The organism is Actinokineospora pegani, assembly GCF_009745975.1.
Lineage (GTDB): Bacteria > Actinomycetota > Actinomycetes > Mycobacteriales > Pseudonocardiaceae > Actinokineospora > Actinokineospora pegani.
This window is the reverse complement of the sequence record NZ_WHOL01000064.1, coordinates 91,131-113,744: the sequence shown is the minus strand read 5'-3', so window position 1 is coordinate 113,744 and position 22,614 is coordinate 91,131. Positions and strand designations below refer to the sequence as shown.

Below are 22,614 nucleotides of genomic sequence, written 5' to 3'. Positions count from 1 at the left end.
GGCGGTGGTTCCGAGCGACCCTGCCCCATCTGGCGTGAGGAGGGCAAACGGCCCCGGCGCTCGCGGCCGTGGTTTAACCCGTTGCGCGTGGGTCACGTCTCGGTCACCTTGGTCGGGTGACCGACCCCTACCGCGCGCTCGGCCGCGGCTACGCCACCACCCGCCGTCCGGACCCGCGCATCGCGCGGGCCTTGTCCGTCGCGCTCGGCGACGCGCGCACGGTGGTCAACGTCGGTGCGGGGAGCGGGTCCTACGAACCGGCCGACCGCGACCTCGTCGCCGTCGAGCCCTCGGTGACGATGGTGCGGCAGCGCCCGCCCGGCGCCGCGCCCGTCGTGCGCGCGGTCGCCGAGCGCCTCCCGTTCCCCGACGCCTCCTTCGACGTGGGCATGGCGCTGCTGACCACGCACCACTGGACCGACGTCGCGGCCGGGCTGGCCGAGTTGCGCAGGGTCTCGCGCAGGCAGGTCGTGCTGACCTGGGACCCCGAGGTGGTCGCCCGCTTCTGGCTCGTCGCCGACTACCTGCCCGAGGTGGCCGAGCGCGAACGCGGGCTGGCGACGGTCGACGCCGTCCGCGCGGGGCTCGGCCCCACCGCGGTTGTCTCCACCGTCGAGGTGCCGTGGGACTGCGCGGACGGGTTCCTGGCCGCGTTCTGGCGTCGCCCCGAGCGGTACCTGGACCCGCGGGTGCGGGCGGGCATCTCCGGCATCGCCGCGCTGCCCGGTCCCGTGGTGGAGCGCGGCACGGCCGCCCTTCGGTCCGATGTGGACTCCGGGGCGTGGGCGCGGCGGCACGGGGGGCTGTCGGGGCTGGACTCGGCGGATGTCGGGTACCGGTTGGTGGTGGCGTGAGTTCCGCCGACGGTGCGGGCGGGAGCGCATTCCGGAAATGACCTTCCGTGCTCATCGCGGTGTTCCGGCTAGGACAAATGGGGCCTATTTCACCGTTATGGATGAAAACGTCAGCGCTGTTCCCGTGACGCTGGGCGATATCGAGCCAAGGTCTGATAAGTTTCATGTTTTTTGCGCAAACGCGCCGGTCGGAGCCCGGAAACGACCTGGTACCGGATCGGGCGATAAAGGTTGTGGTGTCGTCAAGTCGCGCGGTACAACCAGAAAATGTCCGCTTTCCTCGCCCGTCTGCTGACGGTCACCCTGCTCGCCGGGCTCTGCCTCGTCGGTTCCGGTCCCGCCGCGACGGCCGACTGGGCGCCCGGTCCCGCCGTGTTCGGCATGGGCTCGCGGCAGGAGGTGCCGGTCACGATGGACGACGGCACGGTCCTGCGCGCCGACGTCCACTACCCGACCAACCCGGACGGCACGCCCGCCGAGGGCCCGTTCCCGGTGGTGCTGACCCAGACGCCCTACGGCGCGCTGATGTCGGTCGCCCCCGGCCTGACCGACCCGGAGGCGGGCCTGGCGCTGCTCGGCGGCGGCAACCGGCACCTGGTGGAGCGCGGCTACATCAACGTCATCGCCGACGTGCGCGGCACCGGCGGGTCGCAGGGCGTCTGGGACTTCCTGGGCAAGCGCGAGGCGCTGGACGGCGCCGCGCTGGTGCGGTGGGCGGCGGACCTGCCGAACTCCAGCGGCGTCGTCGGCCTCGAGGGCGCGTCCTACATGGCGATCAACCAGTTCTTCACCGTCGCCGAACTGGGTGAGGACTCCCCGGTCAAGGCGATGTTCCCGATCGTGCCCAGCCTGGACCCCTACCGGGACATGACCTTCCCCGGCGGCAACTTCGGCGTCGCCTCCAACGTGCTCTACCTGGCCATGACCGGCTTCATGCAGTTGGTCAACGCCGCCACCGCGGGCAACCCCGACCTGGCCACGGTCCTGCTCCAGCGCGCGGCGGGCCTGCTCAGCTTCCACGCCGACCTGCTGCTGCAGGCCGTGGGCAACGGGGAACTGGTCAACGACGGGCCGTACTGGCGCTCCCGCAGCCCGCGCTCGGTGCTCCCGCAGGTCGTCGCCACCGGCGTCCCCATCCAGATGGTCGGCGGCTGGGACGACGTGTTCGAACGCGGCCAACTGCTGCTCTACAACGACTTGCAGACCATCGCCGCGGGCGGCGAGCAGGGCAGGCCGATGACCCCCGACCAGCCCGTCGACCCCGACTACCGCATGGTGATGGGCCCCTGGCACCACGTCACCGCGGGCGCGGGGATCGACATGGACCGCCTTCGCGTCCAGTGGTTCGACCACCACCTCAAGGGCGTCGACACCGGTCTGACCGGACCGCCCCTGCGCCTCAACGAGGTCGGCACCGACCGCTGGGTCGGCGCCACCCACTTCCCCTTCCCCGAGGCCACCCCGACCGTCCTGCACCCCGGCGCGCACGGCTCCCTGTCCACCACCGCCCCGACCCGCTCCGGCACGGACACGATCATCTACGCCCCCCTCGCCGTCCCCTGCAACCGCGGCCTGGACCAGGCCACCGCGGGCGGCCTGGTGGCGGTGTTCAACGCCTTGCGGCTCCCCCCGCCCTGCACCTACAACGACAACCTCACCCAGTTGCCGCTGCTCGGGAAGACCTACACCACCGAGCCCTTCGACTCGCCGCAGACGATCGCGGGCCCGCTCTCCGCCTCGATCCTCGCCACCGCCTCCCGCTCCGACACCCAGTTCGCCGTCACGGTCTCGACGGTCGCCCCCAACGGCCTCTCCCGGCCGGTGGCGAGCGGCTCCCTCCTGGGCAGCCACCGCGCCGTCGACGAGTCCCGGAGCTGGCGCGCGCCGGATGGCAGCTACCTGCTCCCGTTCCACCCCTACACCCTCGAGGCCAAGCAACCGGTCCGCATCGGCGCCAAGACCCGGTACGACATCGAGGTGCCGACGACGTTCGCGCGGGTCGAGGCCGGGCACCGGTTGCGGGTGACCGTGTCCAGCGCTGACACGCCCCGGTTGCTGTCGACGCCGTTGAACCTGCTGAACCAGTTGGGCGGGATCTACGGGGTGGAGTGGGGTCCTGGGGCGTCGCACTTCCAGATCCCGATGGCGCCCGCGGACGCGTTCGCGGAAGCACCTGCCGTGGGGTAGCCGTGCGGTGTACAACGGGCGCATGGCCCGGGAGAACCCGCTGACGTACGAGGGCGCGTTGCGCGTCCTCGGCAAGCACGACGACAAGTGGATCAACCGCCTGGACAAGGTATCCGGCGGCCTGATCCTCGCCGCCGGGGCGGCCGCTGTCACCTTCGCCCCGGCGGCGGCCGCCGCTGTGCTGGTCGTGGTGTGGGGTTCGGTCGACCAGAAGAATGAGTTCATACGCCTGCTGCGCGACAGGGTGAACTCGATGAAACGGGTCCCCGCCCCGCAACGCCACGCGGCTGTCCTCGCCGCCCACTCGACGTTGGTCGCGGCCGCCTACTTCGACGCCCTGCGCGAGTTCCTGGCTCGGCAGCGTGTGCCAACGGACCTGGCGGAGACCGTGCGGACGGCCCACGAGTCCGCGTTGGGCCGGGCCTTGGCGGAGCAGGAGATCCCGGCCCCGTCGATCGAGCGTGGGTTCGCCGAGAACGTGGAGCACGTCGTGGCGTGGTTCGACGGGATGAATTGGTCCACCGCCGATTTCCTGCGCGTCTCCGGCATCTGGTGGACCCCGGGGCGGTTCAAGATCGACGCGGAGGAGCGCTACGTCGGCTACTTCCGCGAGTTGGTCGCCGAGGTGCCCGAGTTCCGCGTCTGGGCCGAGCTCGGCGAGCACGCCGCCACCCGCGAGCAACTCCGCGTCCTCGGAGACGACGTCCTTGGCCTGCTGGACAGCCACGACGCGGCGCTGGCCCGGATGGAGACGTTCTTCAGCGGGATCGCCCCCGAGGCGACCACAACCGACCTGCGCGACACCGTGCGCCGGGTCAATCGGGCGGTGCTCGACGAGCCGATCATCGCCCGCCAGTCGGCGGAGCAGTACGGGCGGCACCTGGTCTTCCCCCGGGTCGAGGACATCTTCGTCAGCCCGAGGTACCGCTTCGCGGTGAAGCGCTCGGGAACCTCGTTGGCCGACGACAAGTGGTGGCAGGAGCGGCCCGTCCAAGAGCACCTCGACCTGGGATTGCTCGCCCACTTCACATCTGCGGCGGCCACCCGGACGCCGCTGCTGGTGCTGGGACACCCGGGGGCGGGCAAGAGCCTGTTGACCAAGGTCCTGTCTGCCCGCTTGCCTGCCGAGACGCACACGGTTGTGCGGGTTCCGCTGCGCTATGTCAGCGGCGATGCCCCTGTGCACCAACAGATTCAGAAGGCCCTGGACGACGCAACCAACCGCCGGACGGAGTGGGCCGATCTCGTCGACCAGAGCAAGGACACCATCCGGGTCGTGGTGCTCGACGGTCTTGACGAGCTGCTGCAGCAGACCCACACGCGCCTGTACGGTTACCTCCAGGCGGTGGTTGACTTCCAGCGAACCGAGGCGGTCCAGGGCCACCCGGTCGTTGTGGTCGTCACGTCCCGGACGGTGGTGTCCGACCGGGTGGAGGTTCCCGGGGGCACCCCCGTGGTCAAGTTGGAGAACTTCGACGACACCCAGATCGCCCAGTGGCTGCGGGTATGGCACCGGGCGAACGCGGCGGGCATCGAGGGCGGCTCGACCCAGGAGTTCGCCCTCGACTCAGCGCTTCACCAGCGAGACCTGACTGCCCAGCCGCTGCTGCTGCTCATGCTGGCCATCTACTTCGCGGACCCGGACAACCCGCTGGTCAACGAGCACATGTCGTCCGCCAGTGTGTACCAGCGGCTGCTCGAGTACTTCGCCATCCGCGAGGCCCAGAAGTCCGGCACTCCCACCCCGGACGAGGTCGACGCCGCCGTTCACAAGCACCTCCGGCGGCTGTCCACGGCGGCCCTCGGCATGTTCAACCGGGGCAGGCAGGACATCACGGCCCGCGAACTGGCTGCTGACCTGGCGGCGCTGGACAAGGACGACATTCACGACCCCGGTGATCGCGTCCTCGGCGAGTTCTTCTTCGTCCACTCCTCAGAGCGCGACATGGGTGCGGACGGGGAGGATCGGCACTACGAGTTCCTGCACGCGACCTTCGGCGAGTATCTGGTCGCCATCCGCGTGCTCGACGAGCTGGTGGACGTCACCCGGGCCGCGTTCAGCGGCCGCTACGGGATGAGTTCCCCGGCTGACGACCTATTGTCCGCCCTGCTGTCCCACGAGTCCCTGGCCACCCGGCGACCGACCTTGCGCTTCCTGGAAGACCTCTGCGGCGAGATGCCAGCCGAGGAGGCACATCGCGTCGCGAAGGTTCTCGTCACCCTGCTGACCGAAGTTCGCAGCAGGCGGCGTGCGGAGACTCGGTACGAGCCCAAGCCGGTGGACCATGTTCGGCACCTGGCGACCTACTCCGCCAACCTCGTGCTCCTCCACGTCGCGCTGTTTCCTGGACAATCCCTACCCCTAGCGGACTTCCTCGCACATCCAGAGGGGGGGACGTGGGAATCGTTGTGCAGCTTGTGGTGGGCGGGGTTGGACCATGTGTCGGCCACCGCCACCTTCTCGATCTTGGAGTTGGTGGACTGCAAACTGACCTTCATGGACACCGCCCAGTTCTCGACTACGATCAACCGCGCACGCCTCAGCGTGAAGCGCGAGCAGGTGCTGGCGACGAGGTTCGGTCAAGCCTTGGTCTACGACGAACAGTGGTTCCAGCCCCACGAGGACGCGCTGGACTTCGCACTGTCGTGGACCATGGCGATGATCTTGGGCGCGGGCAGGATCTGGGGCCTGCCGCAAGCGGTCGGAGATGTTCCGCCAGGAAGGCACACCGAGGCCTTTGCCCGCCTCCTCGGAGTCCTGCTCAAGGCCAGATCGGGGGGCTTGCTTGCCGAGCTCACCGGCCGGATCGTCGACCTTTACCTCAAACACTCGCCAGTGCCGGACCCCTCGGCTATCGCGGCGGCGGTGGCCGCGCACCCCGAGCTCGCGGACCGAGTGCCCCCGTCTCCGCGCGGGGTGTCAGGATAGAGGCATGACCAATGTCAGGATCAGCACCAGTGCGGGCGACGTCGTTGTGGCGCTCAACGAGGAGAAGGCGCCCAAGTCGGTCGCGAACTTCCTGGAGTACGTGAAGGCCGGGCACTACGACGGCACGATCTTCCACCGGGTGATCGACAACTTCATGGCCCAGGGGGGTGGCTTCGACACCTCGTTCAAGCAGAAGCCGACCAACTCGCCGGTCGAGAACGAGGCCGACAACGGACTCAAGAACACCAAGTACACCGTCGCCATGGCGCGCACGAGCGTGCCGCACTCGGCGACGTCGCAGTTCTTCATCAACACCTCGGACAACGACTTCCTGAACCACACCGCCAAGACCCCGCAGGGGTGGGGCTACACGGTGTTCGGCGAGGTCGTCGAGGGCAAGGACGTGGTGGACGCCATCGGCAAGGTGCGGACCGGGTTCTCCAACGGGATGCAGGACGTGCCCACCGAGCAGGTCGTGATCACCAAGGTCGAGGTCGTCTGACCCACCGCGCGCACTGAACCACCGGGCCCCCGGGGAGCTGCTCCCCGGGGGCCCCGGCGCGTCGGGTCACAGGCCGCCGGTCTGCGCGAGCAGGCCGATCAACGATCGGATCGGGCGCGACGATCAGAAGCCCCGGTTGACCGCCGCCATGTCGTCCCCGGCGTGCCCGCGTTCGGCGGCGGTGGCGTAGAGGTGGTTCACCGCCGCCATGAGCCTGTTGTCCTTGCCCGCGCCCGCGAGCGCCTCGGCGATCAGGGTCGAGTCCTTCACCGCGCCGTCCAGGCCGAAGGACGTGGGGTACTCGCCCGCGACCATGGCCGCGCCCTTGGCCTGGGCGTAGCCGCTGTCCAGCGGGCCGCCCGCGATCACGTCCAGGAACAGCGCCGGGTCGATGCCCAGGCCGGTGGCCAGCTCCACGCTCTGCGCGGTCGCGGCGGTGAGGGAGACGACCCAGGCGTTGGTGGTCAGCTTGAGGCGGTGGCCGTCGCCGGGGGTCGGGCCGACCCAGACCGTCCTGGCGCCGATGGCGTCGAAGACGGTGGTCACCGGGTCGCTGGGTGACCCGCCCGCCAGGACCGTGAGCTTGCCCTGCTCCGCGGGCGCGCGGGTGCCCAGGACCGGCGCGTCCACGTGCGGCACGCCCGCCTGCTCCGCCGCCCCGGCCAGGGCCAGGGCGCCGGGCAGGCCGACGGTGGCCGACTGGACCCACGTGCCGGTCACGGCGGGCAGCGCCTCGGCCATCACCGACTCGGTGGCGGCCAGGTCGAACAGCATGGTGATCACGACGTCCGCGCCCGCCACCGCCTCGGCGGGGGAGTCCGCGACCGCGATGGCGTCGAACAGCGCCCCGGCCAGCTCCGCCGACACGGCCTCGGCCTTGGCGCGGTCGCGGTTCCAGACCCGGACGGAGTGGCCCTCGCGGGCGAGGCTGCGGGCCATCCCCGCGCCCATGATCCCGGTCCCCAGCACAGCAACGGTGAGCGTCATGCCCCTGGTGTACCCCGGACCGCCGGTCTCAGCCCTTCCGCGCGAGCAGGTGGGCCTGCTGGGTCGTCTCCCAGTCGGCGGGCTCGGTGACCAGCGTGGCGGTGACCGCCAGGCCCGCGTCGGCCAACTGGCCGGTGACCTCGGCCGGGTCGAGGCGGTGGTAGTCCAGGTCGACGGCCCGGCCCAGCAGCTCGTCGTAGTGCTTGGTCGACGTGCCGACCTGGAACGCCAGCAGCAGGGTCCCGCCGGGGGCCAGCACGCGGTGGAACTCGGCGAACAGCGCGGGCAGCTCCGGCCGGGGCGTGTGGATCACCGAGTACCAGGCGAGCAGCCCGGCGAGCGAGGCGTCGGCGTGCGGGAGGGCGGCCATCTCGCCCTCGGCGAAGTCGACGCCGGGGTGGGCGGCGCGGGCCAGCGCCACCATCGCTGGCGAGAGGTCCAGCCCCGCGACGTCGACCCCGAGCCCGTGCAGGAACCCGGTGACCCGGCCGGGGCCGCAGCCCACCTCCAGTGCGGCGCCGTCGCCGACCAGTTCGGCGAAAGCGGTGAGCACCGACCGGGCCAGCGGGTTGCCGTCAAGCTCGTCGGCGAAGTGCTCGGCGTAGGGGGCGGCGATGGCGTCGTAGCCCGCGCGGGTCCGGTCCTGCTGGCTCATGTCCGCCACCATAGCCACCGCCCCGGGCGGCACCGGTACGATCGCGCCGGTTTCGGAGGATGTGCGACCGGGAGGAAAGACGTGACGACCCAGGTGGAGACGTTCGAGTTCCAGGCCGAGGTGCGCCAGCTCTTGCAGCTGATGATCCACTCGATCTACTCGAACAAGGACGCGTTCCTGCGGGAGCTGGTGTCCAACGCCTCGGACGCGCTGGACAAGCTCAAGCTGGAAGCCTTCAAGGACAAGGACCTGTCGGTCGACACGTCCGACCTGCACGTCGAGGTCGAGGTGGACGCCGAGGCGCGCACGCTGACGGTCCGGGACAACGGCATCGGCATGACCCGCGACGACGTGGTCCGGCTGATCGGCACCATCGCCAAGTCCGGCACGGCCGAGTTCCTCAAGATGGTCCGGGAGTCCCAGGACGCGGCGGGCGCGCAGGACCTCATCGGCCAGTTCGGCGTCGGCTTCTACGCCAGCTTCATGGTCGCCGACCGGGTCACCCTGGTCACCCGGTACGCGGGCGAGGAGACCGGCACCCGCTGGGAGTCCGGCGGCGAGGGCACCTACACCATCGAGCCGGTCGAGGACGCCCCGCAGGGCACCGCGGTCACCCTGCACCTCAAGGCCGCCGACGCCGACGAGCAGATGCCCGACTACACCGCGCAGTGGAAGCTGCGCGAGATCGTCAAGCGCTACTCGGACTTCATCACCCACCCCATCCGCATGGCGGTGGAGAAGCCGGGCGCGGAGGGTGAGGAGCCGACCACCGAGGTCCAGACCCTCAACTCGATGAAGGCGCTGTGGGCCCGCTCGGCCAGCGAGGTCAGCGACACCGAGTACGCCGACTTCTACCGCCACATCGCCAACGACTGGGCCGAGCCGCTCAAGACGGTGCAGATGTCGGCCGAGGGCACCTTCGAGTACCAGGCGCTGCTGTTCATCCCCTCGCACGCCCCGCTCGACCTGTTCATGCGCGACGCCAACCGGGGCATCCACCTCTACGTCAAGCGCGTGTTCATCATGGACGACTGCGAGTCCCTGATCCCGGAGTACCTCCGGTTCGTCAAGGGCGTCGTGGACGCGGCCGACCTGTCGCTCAACGTCTCCCGCGAGACCCTGCAGCAGGACCGCCAGATCCAGCTCATCCGCCGCCGCCTGGTGAAGAAGATCCTGACCACGGTCAAGGAGCTGCGCGGCTCGGACGCGGACAAGTACAAGACGTTCTGGTCGGAGTTCGGCCGCGCGGTCAAGGAGGGCCTGGTCCAGGACCCGGACAACCGCGACGCCATCCTGGAGGTCTGCTCCTTCGAGTCCACCCTGGACGCCGAGCAGCAGACCTCGCTGCGCGGCTACGTCGAGCGGATGAAGGACGGCCAGCAGCACATCTACTACATGACCGGCGACTCGCGCGCGGTCGTGGAGAACTCGCCGCACATGGAGGCCCTCAAGGCCAAGGGCTACGAGGTCCTCGTGCTGACCGACCCCATCGACGAGATGTGGGTCGACGCGGTGCCGGAGTACGACGGCAAGCAGTTCCAGTCCATCGCCAAGGGCCAGGTCGACCTCGGCGGGGACGACGCGGCCAAGGACGAGGAGCAGGAGAAGGAGTTCGCCGACTTCCTGACCTGGATGTCGGACTCGCTCAAGGACTCGGTCAAGCAGGTCCGCCTGTCGACCCGCCTCACCACCTCCCCCGCCTGCGTCGTCGGCGACAGCGACGACCTGGCCCCCAACCTGGAGAAGATGTACCGGGCGATGGGCCACGAGCTGCCCCAGGTCAAGCGCATCCTGGAGCTCAACCCGGCGCACGGCCTGGTCTCCGGCCTGCGCGCGGCGCACCAGGCCGACCCCGAGGACCCGGCCCTGGCCGAGACCGCGTCCCTGGTCCACGACATGGCGGTGCTGGCCGAGGGCGGCGAGCTGGCCGACTCGGCCCGCTTCATCCGCCTGCTGTCGTCCCGCCTGGAGAAGTCCCTCTGACGTGCGGCGCCTGCGCGGGGGTGGGACCGGTTGGTCCCACCCCCGCTCTCGTCGTGGCCCACCCCGGGAAATCGCGGCTCCGGGCGTGATAGATCGCCGATGTAAAGTGCTCACCGCCTCATGGAAATCACGTCGGGAACTTTCCGACGCTTGACACGACACACCCCGTTGCCGAATGTTTGACGACAATTGCGATGTCGTCGACAAGGGGGAATCCCGTGGTGTCCACCGCTGCATTCGGGGTTCGATCCGACGAATACGCGGCAGTTGCCGCGCACGGCGAGGCGATTACCGATTCCAGGTTGTTCGACGGCCCGGAATGGCCGGAGGCCGACCCCAGGCGCGGCGCCGCCGACATCGTGCGCGAGCTCGACGACGAGCTGCGCGACCTCGTGCGCGAGTGCGCGGTGACGCCCCGGTTCTCCTGGTCCAGGTTCCTCGCCCGCCACAGCGCCGACGACACCACCGAGCGGCTGCTCGCGCTGCTCAACCACCGGGCGTTCCAGTTCAACTCGCGGGCGGCCTTCGGCGGCCGGGACTCGCCGTGGCGGCGGCGGTTGGCCGCCTGCGTCGCCGAGGGCAGGCCGGTGGAGGTCGTCATCCCGGCGTTCTGCGTCATCGGGAACCCGGTGAAGCGGTTCGACACGCACCGGGCCACCGCCGCCGAGGACGTCGCGCTGCTGCACCTGGCCAGGATCGCGCGCCTGATCGGCGGCCTGCACGAGCCGGGCGCGGTCTTCCACATCGTCTCCGACAGCACCTTCTACAGCCCGTCCATGGGCGTGACCTCGATCGAGGCGCTCAACTACGTCATCGAGCTGCGCGACCGGATCGACGCGCTGGGCCTGGGCGGGCACCTGGTGCTGCACGACATGACCGACCTGTTGCAGCCGACCGCCGACCTGTTCCAGCGGCGGTTCGAACTGTGGTTCGCGCGGCTGCGCCGCGACCCGCTCGCCGACGGCCTCGGCGCCGACGAGCACGCCAGGTGGGTCTCGAGCATGGTGGCGAGCCTGGACATCGGCAAGCTCGGCCTGGACTTCGCCGAGCTGCGGGCGACCTTCGCCGAGCAGGCCGGGATGCACGCGCCGCTGCTGGCCAGGGCCGAGTGGGCGCTGGCGGAGTACCGGGCGGGCAAGCTCGCCGCGACCGACCTGGAGTGGGAGGAGCGGGCCTTCCCCGGCGCGATCCGCGCGACCATCCACACCAAGCCGATCCCGGTGTTGGGCCTGCGGCTGTTCCCCGAGTTCAAGTGCAGCGCCAAGCTGCTGCCCTACCACGGAATCGGTGTCGTCGACCGTTCGTCGAGGACCGGCGAACACCGGATGGGCGTGCGGCCGGAGATGTTCGTCCACGGTCGACCGGATATGCGCAGGATCGTCGACAACCGAGGAGTCACGAGTTTCTACCTCCACACTCCTGAATAACCAACGACTTGGGGTACCCGTCTATACCCGATAGGTGGTACCGGGATGTACCTCAGCCAATCCTGATCTCCTTCGCCACGCTGGGCACCCCGTTCGCGTCGAGCGCGAACAACAGGTACCTGCCCGGCGGGGCCACGCCGGGGTCGGCGGGCACGGTCACCTGGTGCGAGGTGGCGCTCAGCGCGGTCGGGACCAGGGGCACCCGCCGCTGGTCGGTGTCCACGGTGTGGGTGACCGAGCCGACGCGCACCAGGGAGAACCCGGTGACCGCCCGGTCGGTGCCGACCGTGAGCGCGGCCCCGTGCGCGGTGGTGGCGGGCGCGGAGGTGATCACGGGGCGCGGCTTGGGCGTCCCGTCCGCGTTGAGCAGGTACGGCGGGGTGAGGATCTGCCCGTCGAGGTGGTTGGTGGCGCAGGCGCCGCAGAGCCCGCCGCCGCCCGCGAACACCCTGCCGTCGGGCAGCAGGTTCGCCACCGAGTGGTAGGTGCGCGGCACGGCCATCGGCGCCAGCCTGGTGAACTGGCCGGTCGCCGGGTCCCACAGCTCCGGGGTCAGCGCGGCGGTCTGGTCGCTGAACGGCACCGGCCGGGCCTGCCCGCCGATGACCAGCACGCTCCCGTCGGGCAGCACCACCCCGGTGGCGAACGCCCGCGCGAACGCCAGGTCGCCGACCCTGGTCACCTGCGCCGTGCCCGTGGAGACGTCGACGGTGTAGGCGCGCGCGGTGGCGTCGGAGTCCTGGTAGGCGGGCGCGCCGCCGACGGTGAGGATCTTGCCCACGTCGTACATGACCGCGTTGCCGTTCATGGCGTCCGCGCTGTCCCCGCGCGGGCCCGCGTCGGTGACCGACCCGCTGCCGGTGGTGGAGACCCAGTGCATCCGCTTGCTGGGCCCGGCGTGGAAGACCCGGCCGCCGCTCGCGGTGAACAGCCAGGTGTGGTTGTCCGCCCGGTAGACGCCCTGCGGGTCGGCGGTGGCGAACGGCTCCGGCCGCACGCCGGACAGCGTCCGCCACGAGTCGCTGGCGGGGGAGTACACCTCGCCGACCTTGCCGCCCTCGCCGCCGCTCCACGACCCGCCGACGGTGAACACGTCGCCGTTGGACAGGGTGGTCTGCGACTGGTAGCCGCGGGCGGTGTTGAGCGGCGCGGCGGTGGTCCACGCGTTGGTGACCGGGTCGTAGATGCTCGCCTTCTGGGCGTCGCTGCCGCCCGCGACGAGCACCCGGCCGTCGGCGAGCAGGGAGATGCCGGGGCAGAACATGTCGTGCCCGGTGTTGTCGACCCGGCGCTGGGTGACCTCGCCGGTGGTCAGGTCCATGATCGCGGTCTGGGTGTAGCCGTTGCTGCCGCCGAAGTTGTCGGCCTGGTAAGCCGACCAGGTCAGCAGCTTGTTGCCGGGCAGCAGCGCGGAGGCCACCGGCACGATGGGGAAGCCGATCGTCGCGCCCCACAGGCCCGTCTTGCTCGCGTCGGGCGCGGCCGAGGCGGCGAGGACGTCGATCTCGGCCGCCGAGGTCCACGGGCCGCGGCCGCCCGCCTCGGTCAGCGCGGTCAGCCGCACGTGCCTGGCCTGGGTCTGCGGGAACCGGACCGTCTTCGTCGCCGTGCTGTCGGGCCACGAACCCGTCGCGGCGACGGTGAAGGAGGTCCCGTCGAGGCTGGTCTCGACCCGGTACTGGCCGATGTTGCCGTTGCCGCTGTCGCCGCGCGGGAGCACCTGCACGCCCGCGATCGCCTGCGGCGCCTTCATGTCCAGCGCGATCCAGTGCGGCAGGGCGGCGGCGGGCGCTGTCCACTTGGAATGCCAGATCGTGCCCGCGCCGCCGTCCAGCACGTTGGCGGCGGCGCCGTTCTCTCCTGCCGTCTCCTGGTCCGAGGCGGTCGCGGTCCAGCCGTCGCGGGGCAGCGGGCCGACGCTGACCGGCTCGGCCGGCGGGCCGTAGGCGTGCACCTCGGCCGCCGCCCCGGTGCGCGTGGTGGTCAGCCGCAGGTAGCGGGCGTTCGCGGTGAGCGCCACGGCCTTCGGCGCGCCGTCGGCGGCCCAGGTCCCGGTGGCGGCGGTGCTGAAGGTGGTGCCGTTGGTGCTGGTGGCGATGGTGAAGGCGCCGACGCGGTCGGCGGTGGTCGGGGTGAGGACGACCGAGCTGACCGGCTGCGCGCGCTTCATGTCCACGGTGAACGACGTGCCGCGCCAGGTCGTCGCGAGGTCGTTGTCCACCAGCGCCGCGGCGGTCGCGGTCCAGCCCGCGCGGGTGATCGGCGCGTGCACGCCAGCCAGCGGGCCCAGCAGTGAGATCTCCGCCGCCGAGGTCCACGGGCCGCGGCCGCCCGCCTCGGTCAGCGCGGTCAGGCGCACGTACCGCGCGGTGGCGACCCGGCTGAACCCGGCGTCCTGCACGGCGTTCACGTCCGGCCAGACGCCGGAGGACACGACGTCGTCGAAGTTCGCGCCGTCGGTGGAGACCGAGATCCGGTACTCGCCGACACGCCCGTTGGCACCGCTGGGGCGGGGCCGGTAGAGCAGGCCGCCCACGGCCGTGGGCTGCTTGAGGTCGAGGGTGATGCTGTGCGGCAGGGCGGTGGCGGTGCTGTAGCGGGAGTGCCAGATCGTGCTGTTGTCGCCGTCCAGCACGTTCGACGCGGCGCCGTTCTCGGAACTGGTCTCCTGGTCGCTGGCCGTCGCGGTCCACCCGGCGCGGGCCAGTTCGGCCATCGGGACCGGGGCGCCGGGGTCGCCCAGCACGTTCAGCTCCGCCACGGCGGCGTACGGGCCGCGCCCGCCCGCCTCGGTGAGCGCGGTGAGGCGCACGAAGCGCGCCCCGGTCACGGCGAAGGACATCGTCTTCACCGCGGCGTCGTCGGCGTGCGTGCCCGCGGCGACCGGGTCGCCCCAGGTGGTCCCGTCCAGGCTGGTCCGGACCTCGTAGCGGCCGATGGCCCCGCGCCCGCCGCCCGCGCGGGGCGTGGCCGCCAGACCGGAGACCAGCCGGGTCCGGCGCAGGTCGAGGGTGATCGACTGCGGCAGCGCGCCCGCGGACTCCCACAGCGTCGCGGCGCTGCCGTCGAGCACGGCGGCGGGCGTGCCGCTCGTCGCCGTGGCCGTCCAGCCGGTGCGGGGGAGCTTGGTCGCGGTCGGGATCATCGCCTGCGCGTTGGCGACGACGTGCCTGCCCGCCGGGTGCGCACCCCCCTCGTGGGTGGCGGCCGTTCGGTCCCCCTCGCCCAAGACCATCGGGGTGAGGAGGACGCCTGCCAGGACCGTTCCGGTGAGTCGCCATGTCCGCAGCACCGAGCAGCATCGTCGGCGGCGATTCCGGCGTTTCACCCGATCGTGTCGGTCCCCTGTGCCAGCGGCGGGGTGCGCCCGGCGGCGATCTCCGCGCAGGCGAAGGCCAGCGTCGCCCGGTCCAGCTCGAGGTAGGCCTGCCCGTCGGCGGAGCGGCCCGACCCGCTGACGGGCGCGGTGTAGAAGTGCCTGCTGTCCACCGGCACCGCCGCGGCCGCCGAGGCGACCCGGGGCAGCCCCGGCCCGGCCAGACCCGCGTCGATGGTGACGTGCCCGCCGAGCGCGGCCAGCACGAGCCGCAACCGGTTGGGGTCGGTCAGGGTCTGGCTGGTCAGCAGCTCGTCCGCGATGCCCTTGAGCAGCTTCTGCTGCCGCACGATCCGGTCGAGGTCGCCGCCGGGCAGGCCGTGGCGCTGGCGGACGTAGGTGAGCGCGTCGTCGCCCGCGAGCCGCAGCGCGCCCGCGGCGAAGGTCCGGCCGGTGCGCGGGTCGGTGCTCGCCGCCGGGTTCTGCACGGTGACCCCGCCGAGCTGGGTGGTGATCTCGCGGACGGCGGTGAAGTCGACCACCACCACGTGGTCCACCCGCCAGCCGGTCAGCCCCTCGACCACCTGGGTGGTCATCGGCACCCCGCCGAAGGCCAGCGCCGCGTTGGCCTTGGCCTGGCCGCGGCCGGGCAGGTCGACCCACGAGTCGCGCGGGATGGACACCACGTCGACGCGGGAGCGGTCCGGGGCCACGCGCATGACCATCAGGCTGTCGGCGCGCTGGCCGCGCACACCGCTGCCGTCGTCCTCGCCCGCCCGGGAGTCGGTGCCGATCAGCAGCAGGGTCAGCGGGTCGCCGGGCTCCTCGGCAGGCCGGTCCACGAGCGTGTCGAGCGCGTCGGCGGGCAGCGTGGCCACCCCGCCGGTGAACGCGGTGGTGACCACCCACCCCACGCCGACCCCGGCCACGACGGCCACCGCCCCCACGACGAGGAGCAGCTTGAGGAAGACCGACACGGCGCGCAGTTTCACTCCGTCACTATGGCCGACCCATTCGGCCTAGACAATACAAACGATCAGCACGGTTGGATGAACCATCTGGCTGTACGTAATCGGAAACGACGGCTTTGTGGTGATAGCACAGCGTCATCTCACAGTTTGGTGACAGGGGTTTGGGCAGCGGCGGGGTGGGGGAGGAAGATCGTCCGCTGTCGTTGCCACCGGGACCGGGAAGTGGTCGATGCGCGAAGCCGAGATGGAGATCGAGATCGAGCGGGGGGCCGCCCCGCTCGCGGGCACCCTGGCGCTCCCGGACGGCGAGGGGCCGCACCCCGCCGTCCTGCTGCTGTGGGCCGGGCGGGCCGACCGCGAGGGCGACGTCCCCGCGGGCGCGCTCGGCCTGGGCCGGGCGATGGCCGAGGGGCTGGCCGCGCGCGGCATCGCCTCCTACCGCTACGACCGCTGCGGCCACGCCGACGCCCGCTGGCGCGACCTCGGCTTCACCGAGCACCGCGCCGCCGCCACCGCCGCGCTGACCGCCCTGGGCGCCCGCGCCGACATCGGCCCGGTCGGCGTCGTCGGGCACAGCGACGGCGCCCTGCACGCCATGGGCCTCGCCGCCCGCGCCGACGTGGCCGCCGCCGTGCTGCTGGCCTGCCCCGCGCGCAGCGGCAAGCAGGTCTACCTCGACAGCGCCCGGCTCTGGACCACCGCCGACCTGCCCCGCCGCAGCAGGCTGTGGCTGCGGCTGCGCGGGCGATCGGCCCAGGACCAGGTGCAGCGCACCGTTGCCCGCGCCGAGGCCGACGACCCGCGCCTGCCCCGGCTGCTGCGCGACTTCGTCCGCTACGACCCGGCCACCGAGCTGGCCGAGGTGCGCGCCCCGGTCCTCGCGCTGACCGGCGCCAAGGACCTGACCGTCGACCCCGCCGACCTCGACCGCATCGCCGAACTGGTGCCCGGTCCGGTGGTGGTCCGCCGGGTGCCCGACCTGACCCACCTGCTGCGCCGCGACCCCGGCGACCCCTCCCGCGAGGACTACCGCAGGCAGCTCACCGAGCCGGTCGACCCCGGCCTGGTCGCCGAGGTCGCCGACTGGCTGTCCCAGCAGCTCGCCCCCGCCGTGGCCTGAACCCCCACAGGGCGCACGTGCTGCCACCCCGCGCGAGGAGTCGACGGGGCTCGGGGTGGCAGCACGTGCGGAGGTCCGCGCCACGGCTCTGACGGCCGCTGTGGTCCGGCGGGCCATCCGCTGCTACTCGTCGTCGTCCTCCGGGGGAGGCGCTTGGCGGCGGGCCACGACGATGAGCAGCACGATGATGCCGACCGGCCCGACGAAGATGAGCATTTCGTCCCAGCCGCCCTGGTGCATCATGACCACCGGCAGTGTCATGCTCACACCCCGGAGACCAGGGCGATCCCCACCGCTGTGTAGCCGACCATCAGGGCCAGCACCGGGTACTGGCCCACGCGCTCATACCCCTTCCGCAGGTCGCGCAAGGACTGGTCGTGGGCGGAGGTGACGGCGAGGACGTGGCCGAGGACGATGCCGCCGATCTGGACGGCGGCGATGACACCTGCGGACAGCACTGTGTAGTCCACACTGGCGCCCCAGCCGCGCTGGCCCTCGAAGACGGCGAACGAGAAGTAGTGCGCCACCGTGTAGCCGACCATGATCGGGACCAGGGTGTGGGCCAGGGAGTCGAAGGGGTGCACGCCCCTGCGCAGGTACGGGCGGGTCAGCGCGATCGCGCCGACGTAGGCGCCCGCGGTCAGCGCCACCGCGCCCAGCAGGCCAAGGGTGCCCGCGGCGATCGATCCGGTGAAGGTCCACACGGGCAGCCGGGTCAGGCCGTCGAACACCGTGGAGCCCAGGACCAGCAGGACGAACGGCGTCAGGCCGGGCAGCGCCCGCAGGGTCGTCAGCCCGTCCAGCGGGTTGCGCAGCACGAGCCGCCCGTCGTCGCGGCGACCCCACGGCGCCAGGCCCGCGATCAGCGTCGAGTACAGCTCGAACCCGTCGCCGCGGTCGAACCAGCCCGGTCCGCACACCGCGCCCGCGATCACCTGGACGACCGAGTACGCGGTGACGAACACGGCCACCGCCAGCAGCGAGTCCGAGAACCCGGAGGCCAGTTCCAACCACAGGAACGCGAACAGGCTCACCACCGCGGGCCAGCGGCCCCAGCGCTCGGGCAGCTCCCGCGACGGCACGACCCGGCCCAGCCAGGAGGCCAGCGTGCGCAGCGGGTTCGCCAGCCGCCAGACCGGGCCGAACAGCAGCGAGACGGGGACCAGGCCGACCCAGAACCACACGTAGAACCACGCCGGGGCCGGGTTGTGCGCCGCGGGCCCGAACCACGCCACACCCAGGAAACCCAGCAGCAGCACCAGTCCCAGCGCCTTGAGCCCCGCGCGCGGCACCCACAGCCGCACCGGCCGACCGCCCGCGGACCCGCGCAGCCGGGGGGTGCGCCACAGCACCGTCAGCGCCACGAACGACACCAGCACCGCCGCAGCGCCCGCGTTGAGCGCGAGCCACAGCGGGACCGGCAGGTCCGAACGGCCGCCCAGGCCGTGCGCGAGGACGAGCCCGGGGCTCACTCCGCGACGCGCAGCGAGGTGATCGCCGCGCCGCTGCCGTGCAGCTCGACCTCGAACACGCCGGTGGCCCCGGTGGTGAAGGAGACCTGCCCCGGCTCGCCCGCCTTGAGCGCGGCCAGCTCGTCGTAGCCGTGCACGTGCAGCTCGTCGTCGGCGTCGGTGGTCACCTTGATGACCACCGGGGTCCCAGGCGTGACCTCGACCCGGTTCGGGCCCGCGGTGCGCTGCCCGTCGACGACGGTGAACTCGAAGACCTGCTCGGCCGCGGTGGTCGACGCGGGCGCCGAGCCCGACGAACAGCCCGCGACCAAGGCCAGCAGCGCGGCGACGACCAGGGAGATGCGCAGCATCGCGCGTCCTTTCCGGCTCGGATTGCTCCAGAGAGCGGTATTGCCGCCGGGCCCCGGCGGCTCTAAGGTGTTATCCAAAGTAACAGTTACTTTCGTTCACTGCTACTGCCAGTTCGGGTACTCCACCGTCTCTCGGCGAGGAAGGCGAGCATGGTGTTGGTCGCACAGGAGGGCAGTCCCCCCGCGGGTGGTGCCGAGTTCGGGCAGATCGTCGTGGCCCTGCTGATGTTCTTCGCGGTGTTCCTGCCGCTCGCGCTGTTCGTCATCCGCGAACGCGCGGGCAAGAAGACGCTGATCGGGCGGGTCGCGGACTGGATGGGCGAGGTCGGCGGCCTGCCCCGCTGGGCCGCGCTGCCCATGGTCACCGCGGGCGCCTCCGGCGTCGCCGCGCTCATCGGCGTCTACTGGGACGTCCCCATCCACATGGAGCTCGGCCGCGACGAGGGGCCGCTGGCCAACCCGTCGCACTTCCCCATCTACTTCGGGCTGCTGGGCATCTTCGCCAGCGGCGTGCTCAGCGCGGGCCTGGCCAAGGGCAAGCTGCCCGCCCGCACCTTCCGCATCGGCCCGCACTGGCGGGTGCCGATGGGCGCGGTCTTCATGATGGCCACCGGCCTGGTCGGCGTCGCCGGGTTCCCGCTCGACGACGTCTGGCACCGGCTGTTCGGCCAGGACGTCACCGAGTGGGGCCCCACGCACGTGCTGATGATCGGCGGCGGCGTCTGCGTCGTGCTGGGCATCATGCTGCTGCGCGCCGAGGCCAGGCAGGTCGGCGCGAACGGGCTCGCGATCCGGTTGCAGGGCCCGGTCCTGGCGGGCGCGTGGATGATGGGCGCCTCCACCTTCCTGATGGAGTTCGACCTCGGCGTCCCGCAGTTCCCGATGCTGTCCCAGGTCGTGCTCGTCGCGATGATCGGCGCCTGGACGCTGGTCTACGCGCGGATGTCCTGGGGGCCGGGCGGCACGCTCATCGCGATCGGGCTGTTCCTGGCCAGCCGCCTGCTGTTCTCCATCGTGCCGTTCCTCGACGACCTGCACCTGGCCACGCCGCTGCCCTACCTGGCCGAGGCCGTGGTCATCGAGGTCGTCGCGCTGGTCATCGGCACCCGCAAGGACTGGCGCTACGGCGTCGTGGCCGGTCTCGGCGTCGGCACCCTGGGGATGCTCGGCGAGTACCTGTTCAGCCAGTGGCTCATGCCCAACCCCTGGCCCGCGCACGAACTGCCGCTGTTCCTCGTCTTCGGCACGCTCGCCGGCGTCGGTGGCGCCCTGGTCGGGGTGTGGCAGTACCAGCGGGTCGAGCAGATCGCCACCCGGCCCGCCGAGGACGGCCCGGCCGAGGGCACGCCTGCCGCGCGGTTGCGGGCCAGGCACCTGGGCGGCCTGGTCGGCGCGCTGCTGGTGGTGGGCACGGCCGCCGCCGTCGTCGTGCCGCAGGACCCGCCGCCCGGCCTGGCCGCGGACGTCCGGCTCACCGAGTCCGCCCAGGGCCGCGAGATCTCCAACCCGCACGGCGGCGGGGAGCCGCGCTGGGTCCACGCCACCGTCACCCTGTCCGACCCGGCGCTGGGCGACGAGGCGATCTGGCTCAACGGGTTCGCCTGGCAGGGCGGCGACTTCTACACGGACCCGCTGATCCGCACCGGTGACGGCGTCTACCGCACCGCCGAGCCGCTGCCGGTCTACGGGGAGTGGAAGGCGGGCATCCGCATCCACGTCGCCAACCGGGTCCTGGCCCTGGCGCCCATCTACGCGCCCGACGACCCGGCGGCCAACGCCCCGGAGATCGCCGCCGAGTCCGGGTCGCGGGAGTTCCTCTCGGAGATCGAGTTCCTGCAGCGCGAGCGCAAGTCCGACACCCCCGCGGTGCTCTGGACCGTCGGCTACCTGGGCGTCGGGTTCATCTTCGCGGCGATGTGGGTGCTGTTCGCCTGGCTCTACACGGCCGCGGCGGCGGGCACCTCGGAATCGAGCAGGAGGCTGTCGAAGTTGTTCTGAGTTGTGCGCGACGGTTCATATCCGCGTCAAACAGGGGTAACGTCCGACGTGGCCCCGGTCTCCAGGGACCGGGGCCTGCCGTCGTCGTCGTGCTTTTGAGCCTCCCGGGAGGACCGAGGTGTTTCATCCCGTTCTCGGCTGGGCAAGTGGATATCGAACGGCTTGGCACGGAGGTGGTGCGGCGATGGACAGCGAACGGCTCACCTGGCACGAGCAGCGTGCCCTCGAGGAGATCGAGCGGCGCTTCCAGACCGAGGACCCGGACATGGTCTCGGCGTTCCACACCGAGCAGGCCGAGGGCGCCGTCCCCGGGCCGATGCGGATCGCGCTGGTCGGTCTGGCGGTCACCGCGGCGATCGTGGGGCTGGTGGTCGCCGTCCCGCTCCTGGTCTTCTGCGCGATGATCGCCGCCGCCGCGGTCCTGCTGGTGGGCGTGCCCGAGGCTGTCCAGGCGGGCGCGTCCAAGCGGGACAGCCCCGAGGAGGACAACCCCGGTGGTGAACTGCCCGGGGCGGTGCCGCCGGTCTAGCGCCCGGCCCACGAACTCACGGACCCCGGCGCCGGGGAAGCGCCGGGGCCCGTGACCATTCGGGCTGTCTCAGGTCGAGGCCACTGCGTTGTCCAGAGGCTCGTTGTCCAGAGGCTCGTCGTTCACAGGCTCGTTGCTCAGAGGCTCGGCGGGGCGTAGAGCAGCCGGTTCGGCGAGCCCGAGCCGGGGTTGCCCACCACACCCGAGGTGGCCTGGCCGATCAGGTAGCTGGCGACCTGCGCCGGGGTGGCCCCGGGGTTGGTCTGCAGGTAGCGGGTCGCGACGCCGACCACGTGCGGGGTCGCCATCGAGGTGCCGCTGATGGTGCGGGTCGCCGTGTCGCCGGTGCTCCACGCCGAGGTGATGTTGGTGCCCGGGGCGAAGATGTCCAGGACGCTGCCGTAGTTGGAGTAGGACGCGCGGGCGTCGGTGTTGGTGGTCGCACCGACGGTGAGGCCCTCGCTGACCCGGGCCGGGGAGGACGACGAGGCGTTGGTGCTGCTGTTGCCCGCGGCCAGGCCGTAGGTCACCCCCGCCGCGATGGAGCGGCGCACCGCCGCGTCCAGGGTGCTGGACGCGCCGCCGCCGAGGCTCATGTTCGCGGTGGCGGGCTTCTTGTGGTTCGCGGTCACCCAGTCGACCCCCGCGATGACGCCCGCGATGGTGCCGGAGCCGTTGTTGTCCAGCACGCGCACGGCGTAGACGGTGGCGTTCTTGGCCACGCCGTAGGTCCGGCCCGCGATCGTGCCCGCGACGTGCGTTCCGTGCCCGTTGCCGTCCTGGGCGACAGCGTCGTTCTGCACGAAGTCGTAACCGTTCTTGGCCCGGTTCGCGGCGAACTCGGAGTGCGTGATGCGGATGCCGGTGTCGATGACGTAGGAGTTCACGCCCGTGCCGGTCGAGTTGTAGGTGTAGGACCGGCTCAGCGGCAGGTTGCGCTGATCGATGCGGTCCAGGCCCCACGTCGGGTTGGTCTGGGTGGCGGCCAGGCGCACGACCTGGTTCTGCTCGACCGACACGACCGAGGGGTCGGCGGCCAGCCGCTTCGCCTGCTTCTCCGTCAGCTTCGCGGTGAAGCCGTTGAGCGCGGAGTGGAAGACGCGCTCCACCTGGCCGCCGTACCGCGACGACAAGGTCCCGGAGTCGGCGGTGCTGACGTCCTTGAGCTTCACGATGTAGCTACCGGGGATCGCTGTGGGTGACCCGGCGCCGACGATGGCGCCCTCGGCCACCGCCGCCTCGGCCTGGGCGGGTGTGACCACGAGTGCGGCGGACACGACGGCGACGCCGAGCCCGGCTGCCAAGCTGAACTTGCGCATGCGTGGGATTCCGTT

Annotated in this window: 17 protein-coding genes; 9 read left to right on the top strand and 8 right to left on the bottom strand. The window is 71.6% G+C overall.

What is annotated here, in order from left to right; all coding sequences use genetic code 11:
* Positions 1-116: 116 nt before the first annotated feature.
* The 4 genes from GCL84_RS08930 to GCL84_RS08915 all read left to right on the top strand — a co-directional run bounded on the left by GCL84_RS08930 (position 117) and on the right by GCL84_RS08915 (position 6,472).
* Entirely contained in the window at positions 117-854 is a 738-nt protein-coding gene (locus tag GCL84_RS08930; RefSeq protein ID WP_156754915.1) for a class I SAM-dependent methyltransferase, read from the top strand.
* Positions 855-1,121: 267 nt separating this feature from the next.
* A complete protein-coding gene (locus tag GCL84_RS08925) occupies positions 1,122-3,041 on the top strand; it encodes a CocE/NonD family hydrolase (protein WP_156754914.1) in 1,920 nt (639 codons plus the stop codon).
* A 22-nt stretch (positions 3,042-3,063) separates the two neighbouring features.
* Positions 3,064-5,970 carry an NACHT domain-containing protein gene (locus GCL84_RS08920; RefSeq protein ID WP_156754913.1) on the top strand — a complete coding sequence of 969 codons (2,907 nt, stop codon included), beginning with the start codon at positions 3,064-3,066 and terminating at the stop codon, positions 5,968-5,970.
* Positions 5,971-5,974: 4 nt separating this feature from the next.
* Positions 5,975-6,472, top strand: a complete 498-nt coding sequence (locus GCL84_RS08915; protein WP_156754912.1) for a peptidylprolyl isomerase — start codon at positions 5,975-5,977, stop codon at positions 6,470-6,472.
* Positions 6,473-6,595: 123 nt separating this feature from the next.
* Here GCL84_RS08915 and GCL84_RS08910 read toward each other — a convergent pair whose 3' ends face one another.
* A complete protein-coding gene (locus tag GCL84_RS08910; protein ID WP_156754911.1) occupies positions 6,596-7,459 on the bottom strand; it encodes an NAD(P)-dependent oxidoreductase in 864 nt (287 codons plus the stop codon).
* Between the two features lie 28 nt (positions 7,460-7,487).
* Complete coding sequence (locus tag GCL84_RS08905) at positions 7,488-8,114, bottom strand: class I SAM-dependent DNA methyltransferase (protein WP_156754910.1); 627 nt, start codon at positions 8,112-8,114, stop codon at positions 7,488-7,490.
* Between the two features lie 81 nt (positions 8,115-8,195).
* Here GCL84_RS08905 and htpG point away from each other — a divergent pair, with 81 nt between their 5' ends.
* Together htpG and GCL84_RS08895 are read left to right on the top strand one after the other, a co-directional pair.
* Complete coding sequence (gene htpG, locus GCL84_RS08900; RefSeq protein WP_156754909.1) at positions 8,196-10,097, top strand: molecular chaperone HtpG; 1,902 nt, start codon at positions 8,196-8,198, stop codon at positions 10,095-10,097.
* 302 nt (positions 10,098-10,399) lie between these two features.
* Entirely contained in the window at positions 10,400-11,524 is a 1,125-nt protein-coding gene (locus GCL84_RS08895) for an L-tyrosine/L-tryptophan isonitrile synthase family protein (protein WP_156754908.1), read from the top strand.
* Between the two features lie 52 nt (positions 11,525-11,576).
* On the opposite strand, the gene GCL84_RS08890 is transcribed toward GCL84_RS08895, so the two are convergent.
* Both GCL84_RS08890 and GCL84_RS08885 read right to left on the bottom strand, forming a co-directional pair.
* Positions 11,577-14,816, bottom strand: a complete 3,240-nt coding sequence (locus GCL84_RS08890) for a discoidin domain-containing protein (RefSeq protein WP_156754907.1) — start codon at positions 14,814-14,816, stop codon at positions 11,577-11,579.
* A gap of 32 nt (positions 14,817-14,848) precedes the next feature.
* Complete coding sequence (locus GCL84_RS08885) at positions 14,849-15,832, bottom strand: LCP family protein (protein ID WP_156754906.1); 984 nt, start codon at positions 15,830-15,832, stop codon at positions 14,849-14,851.
* 208 nt (positions 15,833-16,040) lie between these two features.
* On the opposite strand from GCL84_RS08885, the gene GCL84_RS08880 reads away from it, so the two are divergent.
* Positions 16,041-16,931, top strand: a complete 891-nt coding sequence (locus GCL84_RS08880; protein ID WP_156754905.1) for a serine aminopeptidase domain-containing protein — start codon at positions 16,041-16,043, stop codon at positions 16,929-16,931.
* Positions 16,932-17,054: 123 nt separating this feature from the next.
* On the opposite strand, the gene GCL84_RS29190 is transcribed toward GCL84_RS08880, so the two are convergent.
* From GCL84_RS29190 to GCL84_RS08870, 3 genes are read right to left on the bottom strand one after another with little or no spacing between them, the layout of a single operon-like run.
* The gene (locus tag GCL84_RS29190) at positions 17,055-17,192 is read right to left on the bottom strand and encodes a hypothetical protein (protein ID WP_197523122.1); all 138 of its coding nucleotides are present in this window, start codon (positions 17,190-17,192) and stop codon (positions 17,055-17,057) included.
* Positions 17,193-17,194: 2 nt separating this feature from the next.
* Positions 17,195-18,403: a hypothetical protein gene (locus GCL84_RS08875; protein WP_156754904.1), complete on the bottom strand. Its 1,209-nt coding sequence runs from the start codon at positions 18,401-18,403 to the stop codon at positions 17,195-17,197.
* The gene (locus tag GCL84_RS08870) at positions 18,400-18,753 is read right to left on the bottom strand and encodes a hypothetical protein (protein ID WP_156754903.1); all 354 of its coding nucleotides are present in this window, start codon (positions 18,751-18,753) and stop codon (positions 18,400-18,402) included. Before GCL84_RS08870 ends, GCL84_RS08875 begins: the two co-directional genes overlap by 4 nt.
* A 150-nt stretch (positions 18,754-18,903) precedes the next feature.
* Here GCL84_RS08870 and GCL84_RS08865 point away from each other — a divergent pair, with 150 nt between their 5' ends.
* Both GCL84_RS08865 and GCL84_RS08860 read left to right on the top strand, forming a co-directional pair.
* On the top strand, positions 18,904-20,751 hold the full coding sequence (locus GCL84_RS08865; RefSeq protein WP_235926097.1) for a hypothetical protein: 1,848 nt from the start codon (positions 18,904-18,906) through the stop codon (positions 20,749-20,751).
* Positions 20,752-20,935: 184 nt separating this feature from the next.
* Entirely contained in the window at positions 20,936-21,280 is a 345-nt protein-coding gene (locus tag GCL84_RS08860) for a DUF3040 domain-containing protein (RefSeq protein WP_156754902.1), read from the top strand.
* 137 nt (positions 21,281-21,417) lie between these two features.
* On the opposite strand, the gene GCL84_RS08855 is transcribed toward GCL84_RS08860, so the two are convergent.
* Positions 21,418-22,599 (bottom strand): S8 family peptidase, encoded by a 1,182-nt coding sequence (locus GCL84_RS08855; RefSeq protein WP_156754901.1) that lies wholly within the window; start codon positions 22,597-22,599, stop codon positions 21,418-21,420.
* Positions 22,600-22,614: the final 15 nt, after the last annotated feature.

Excerpts from the sequence above, each read along its gene's own strand:
- GCL84_RS08925 (WP_156754914.1), top strand. The coding sequence starts at position 1,122 with ATGTCCGCTTTCCTCGCCCGTCTGCTGACGGTCACCCTGCTCGCCGGG.
- GCL84_RS08920 (WP_156754913.1), top strand. The coding sequence starts at position 3,064 with ATGGCCCGGGAGAACCCGCTGACGTACGAGGGCGCGTTGCGCGTCCTC.
- GCL84_RS08915 (WP_156754912.1), top strand. The coding sequence starts at position 5,975 with ATGACCAATGTCAGGATCAGCACCAGTGCGGGCGACGTCGTTGTGGCG.
- GCL84_RS08910 (WP_156754911.1), bottom strand. The coding sequence starts at position 7,459 with ATGACGCTCACCGTTGCTGTGCTGGGGACCGGGATCATGGGCGCGGGG.
- GCL84_RS08905 (WP_156754910.1), bottom strand. The coding sequence starts at position 8,114 with ATGAGCCAGCAGGACCGGACCCGCGCGGGCTACGACGCCATCGCCGCC.
- GCL84_RS08880 (WP_156754905.1), top strand. The coding sequence starts at position 16,041 with ATGCGCGAAGCCGAGATGGAGATCGAGATCGAGCGGGGGGCCGCCCCG.
- GCL84_RS29190 (WP_197523122.1), bottom strand. The coding sequence starts at position 17,192 with ATGACACTGCCGGTGGTCATGATGCACCAGGGCGGCTGGGACGAAATG.
- GCL84_RS08870 (WP_156754903.1), bottom strand. The coding sequence starts at position 18,753 with ATGCTGCGCATCTCCCTGGTCGTCGCCGCGCTGCTGGCCTTGGTCGCG.
- GCL84_RS08865 (WP_235926097.1), top strand. The coding sequence starts at position 18,904 with ATGGTGTTGGTCGCACAGGAGGGCAGTCCCCCCGCGGGTGGTGCCGAG.
- GCL84_RS08860 (WP_156754902.1), top strand. The coding sequence starts at position 20,936 with ATGGACAGCGAACGGCTCACCTGGCACGAGCAGCGTGCCCTCGAGGAG.
- GCL84_RS08855 (WP_156754901.1), bottom strand. The coding sequence starts at position 22,599 with ATGCGCAAGTTCAGCTTGGCAGCCGGGCTCGGCGTCGCCGTCGTGTCC.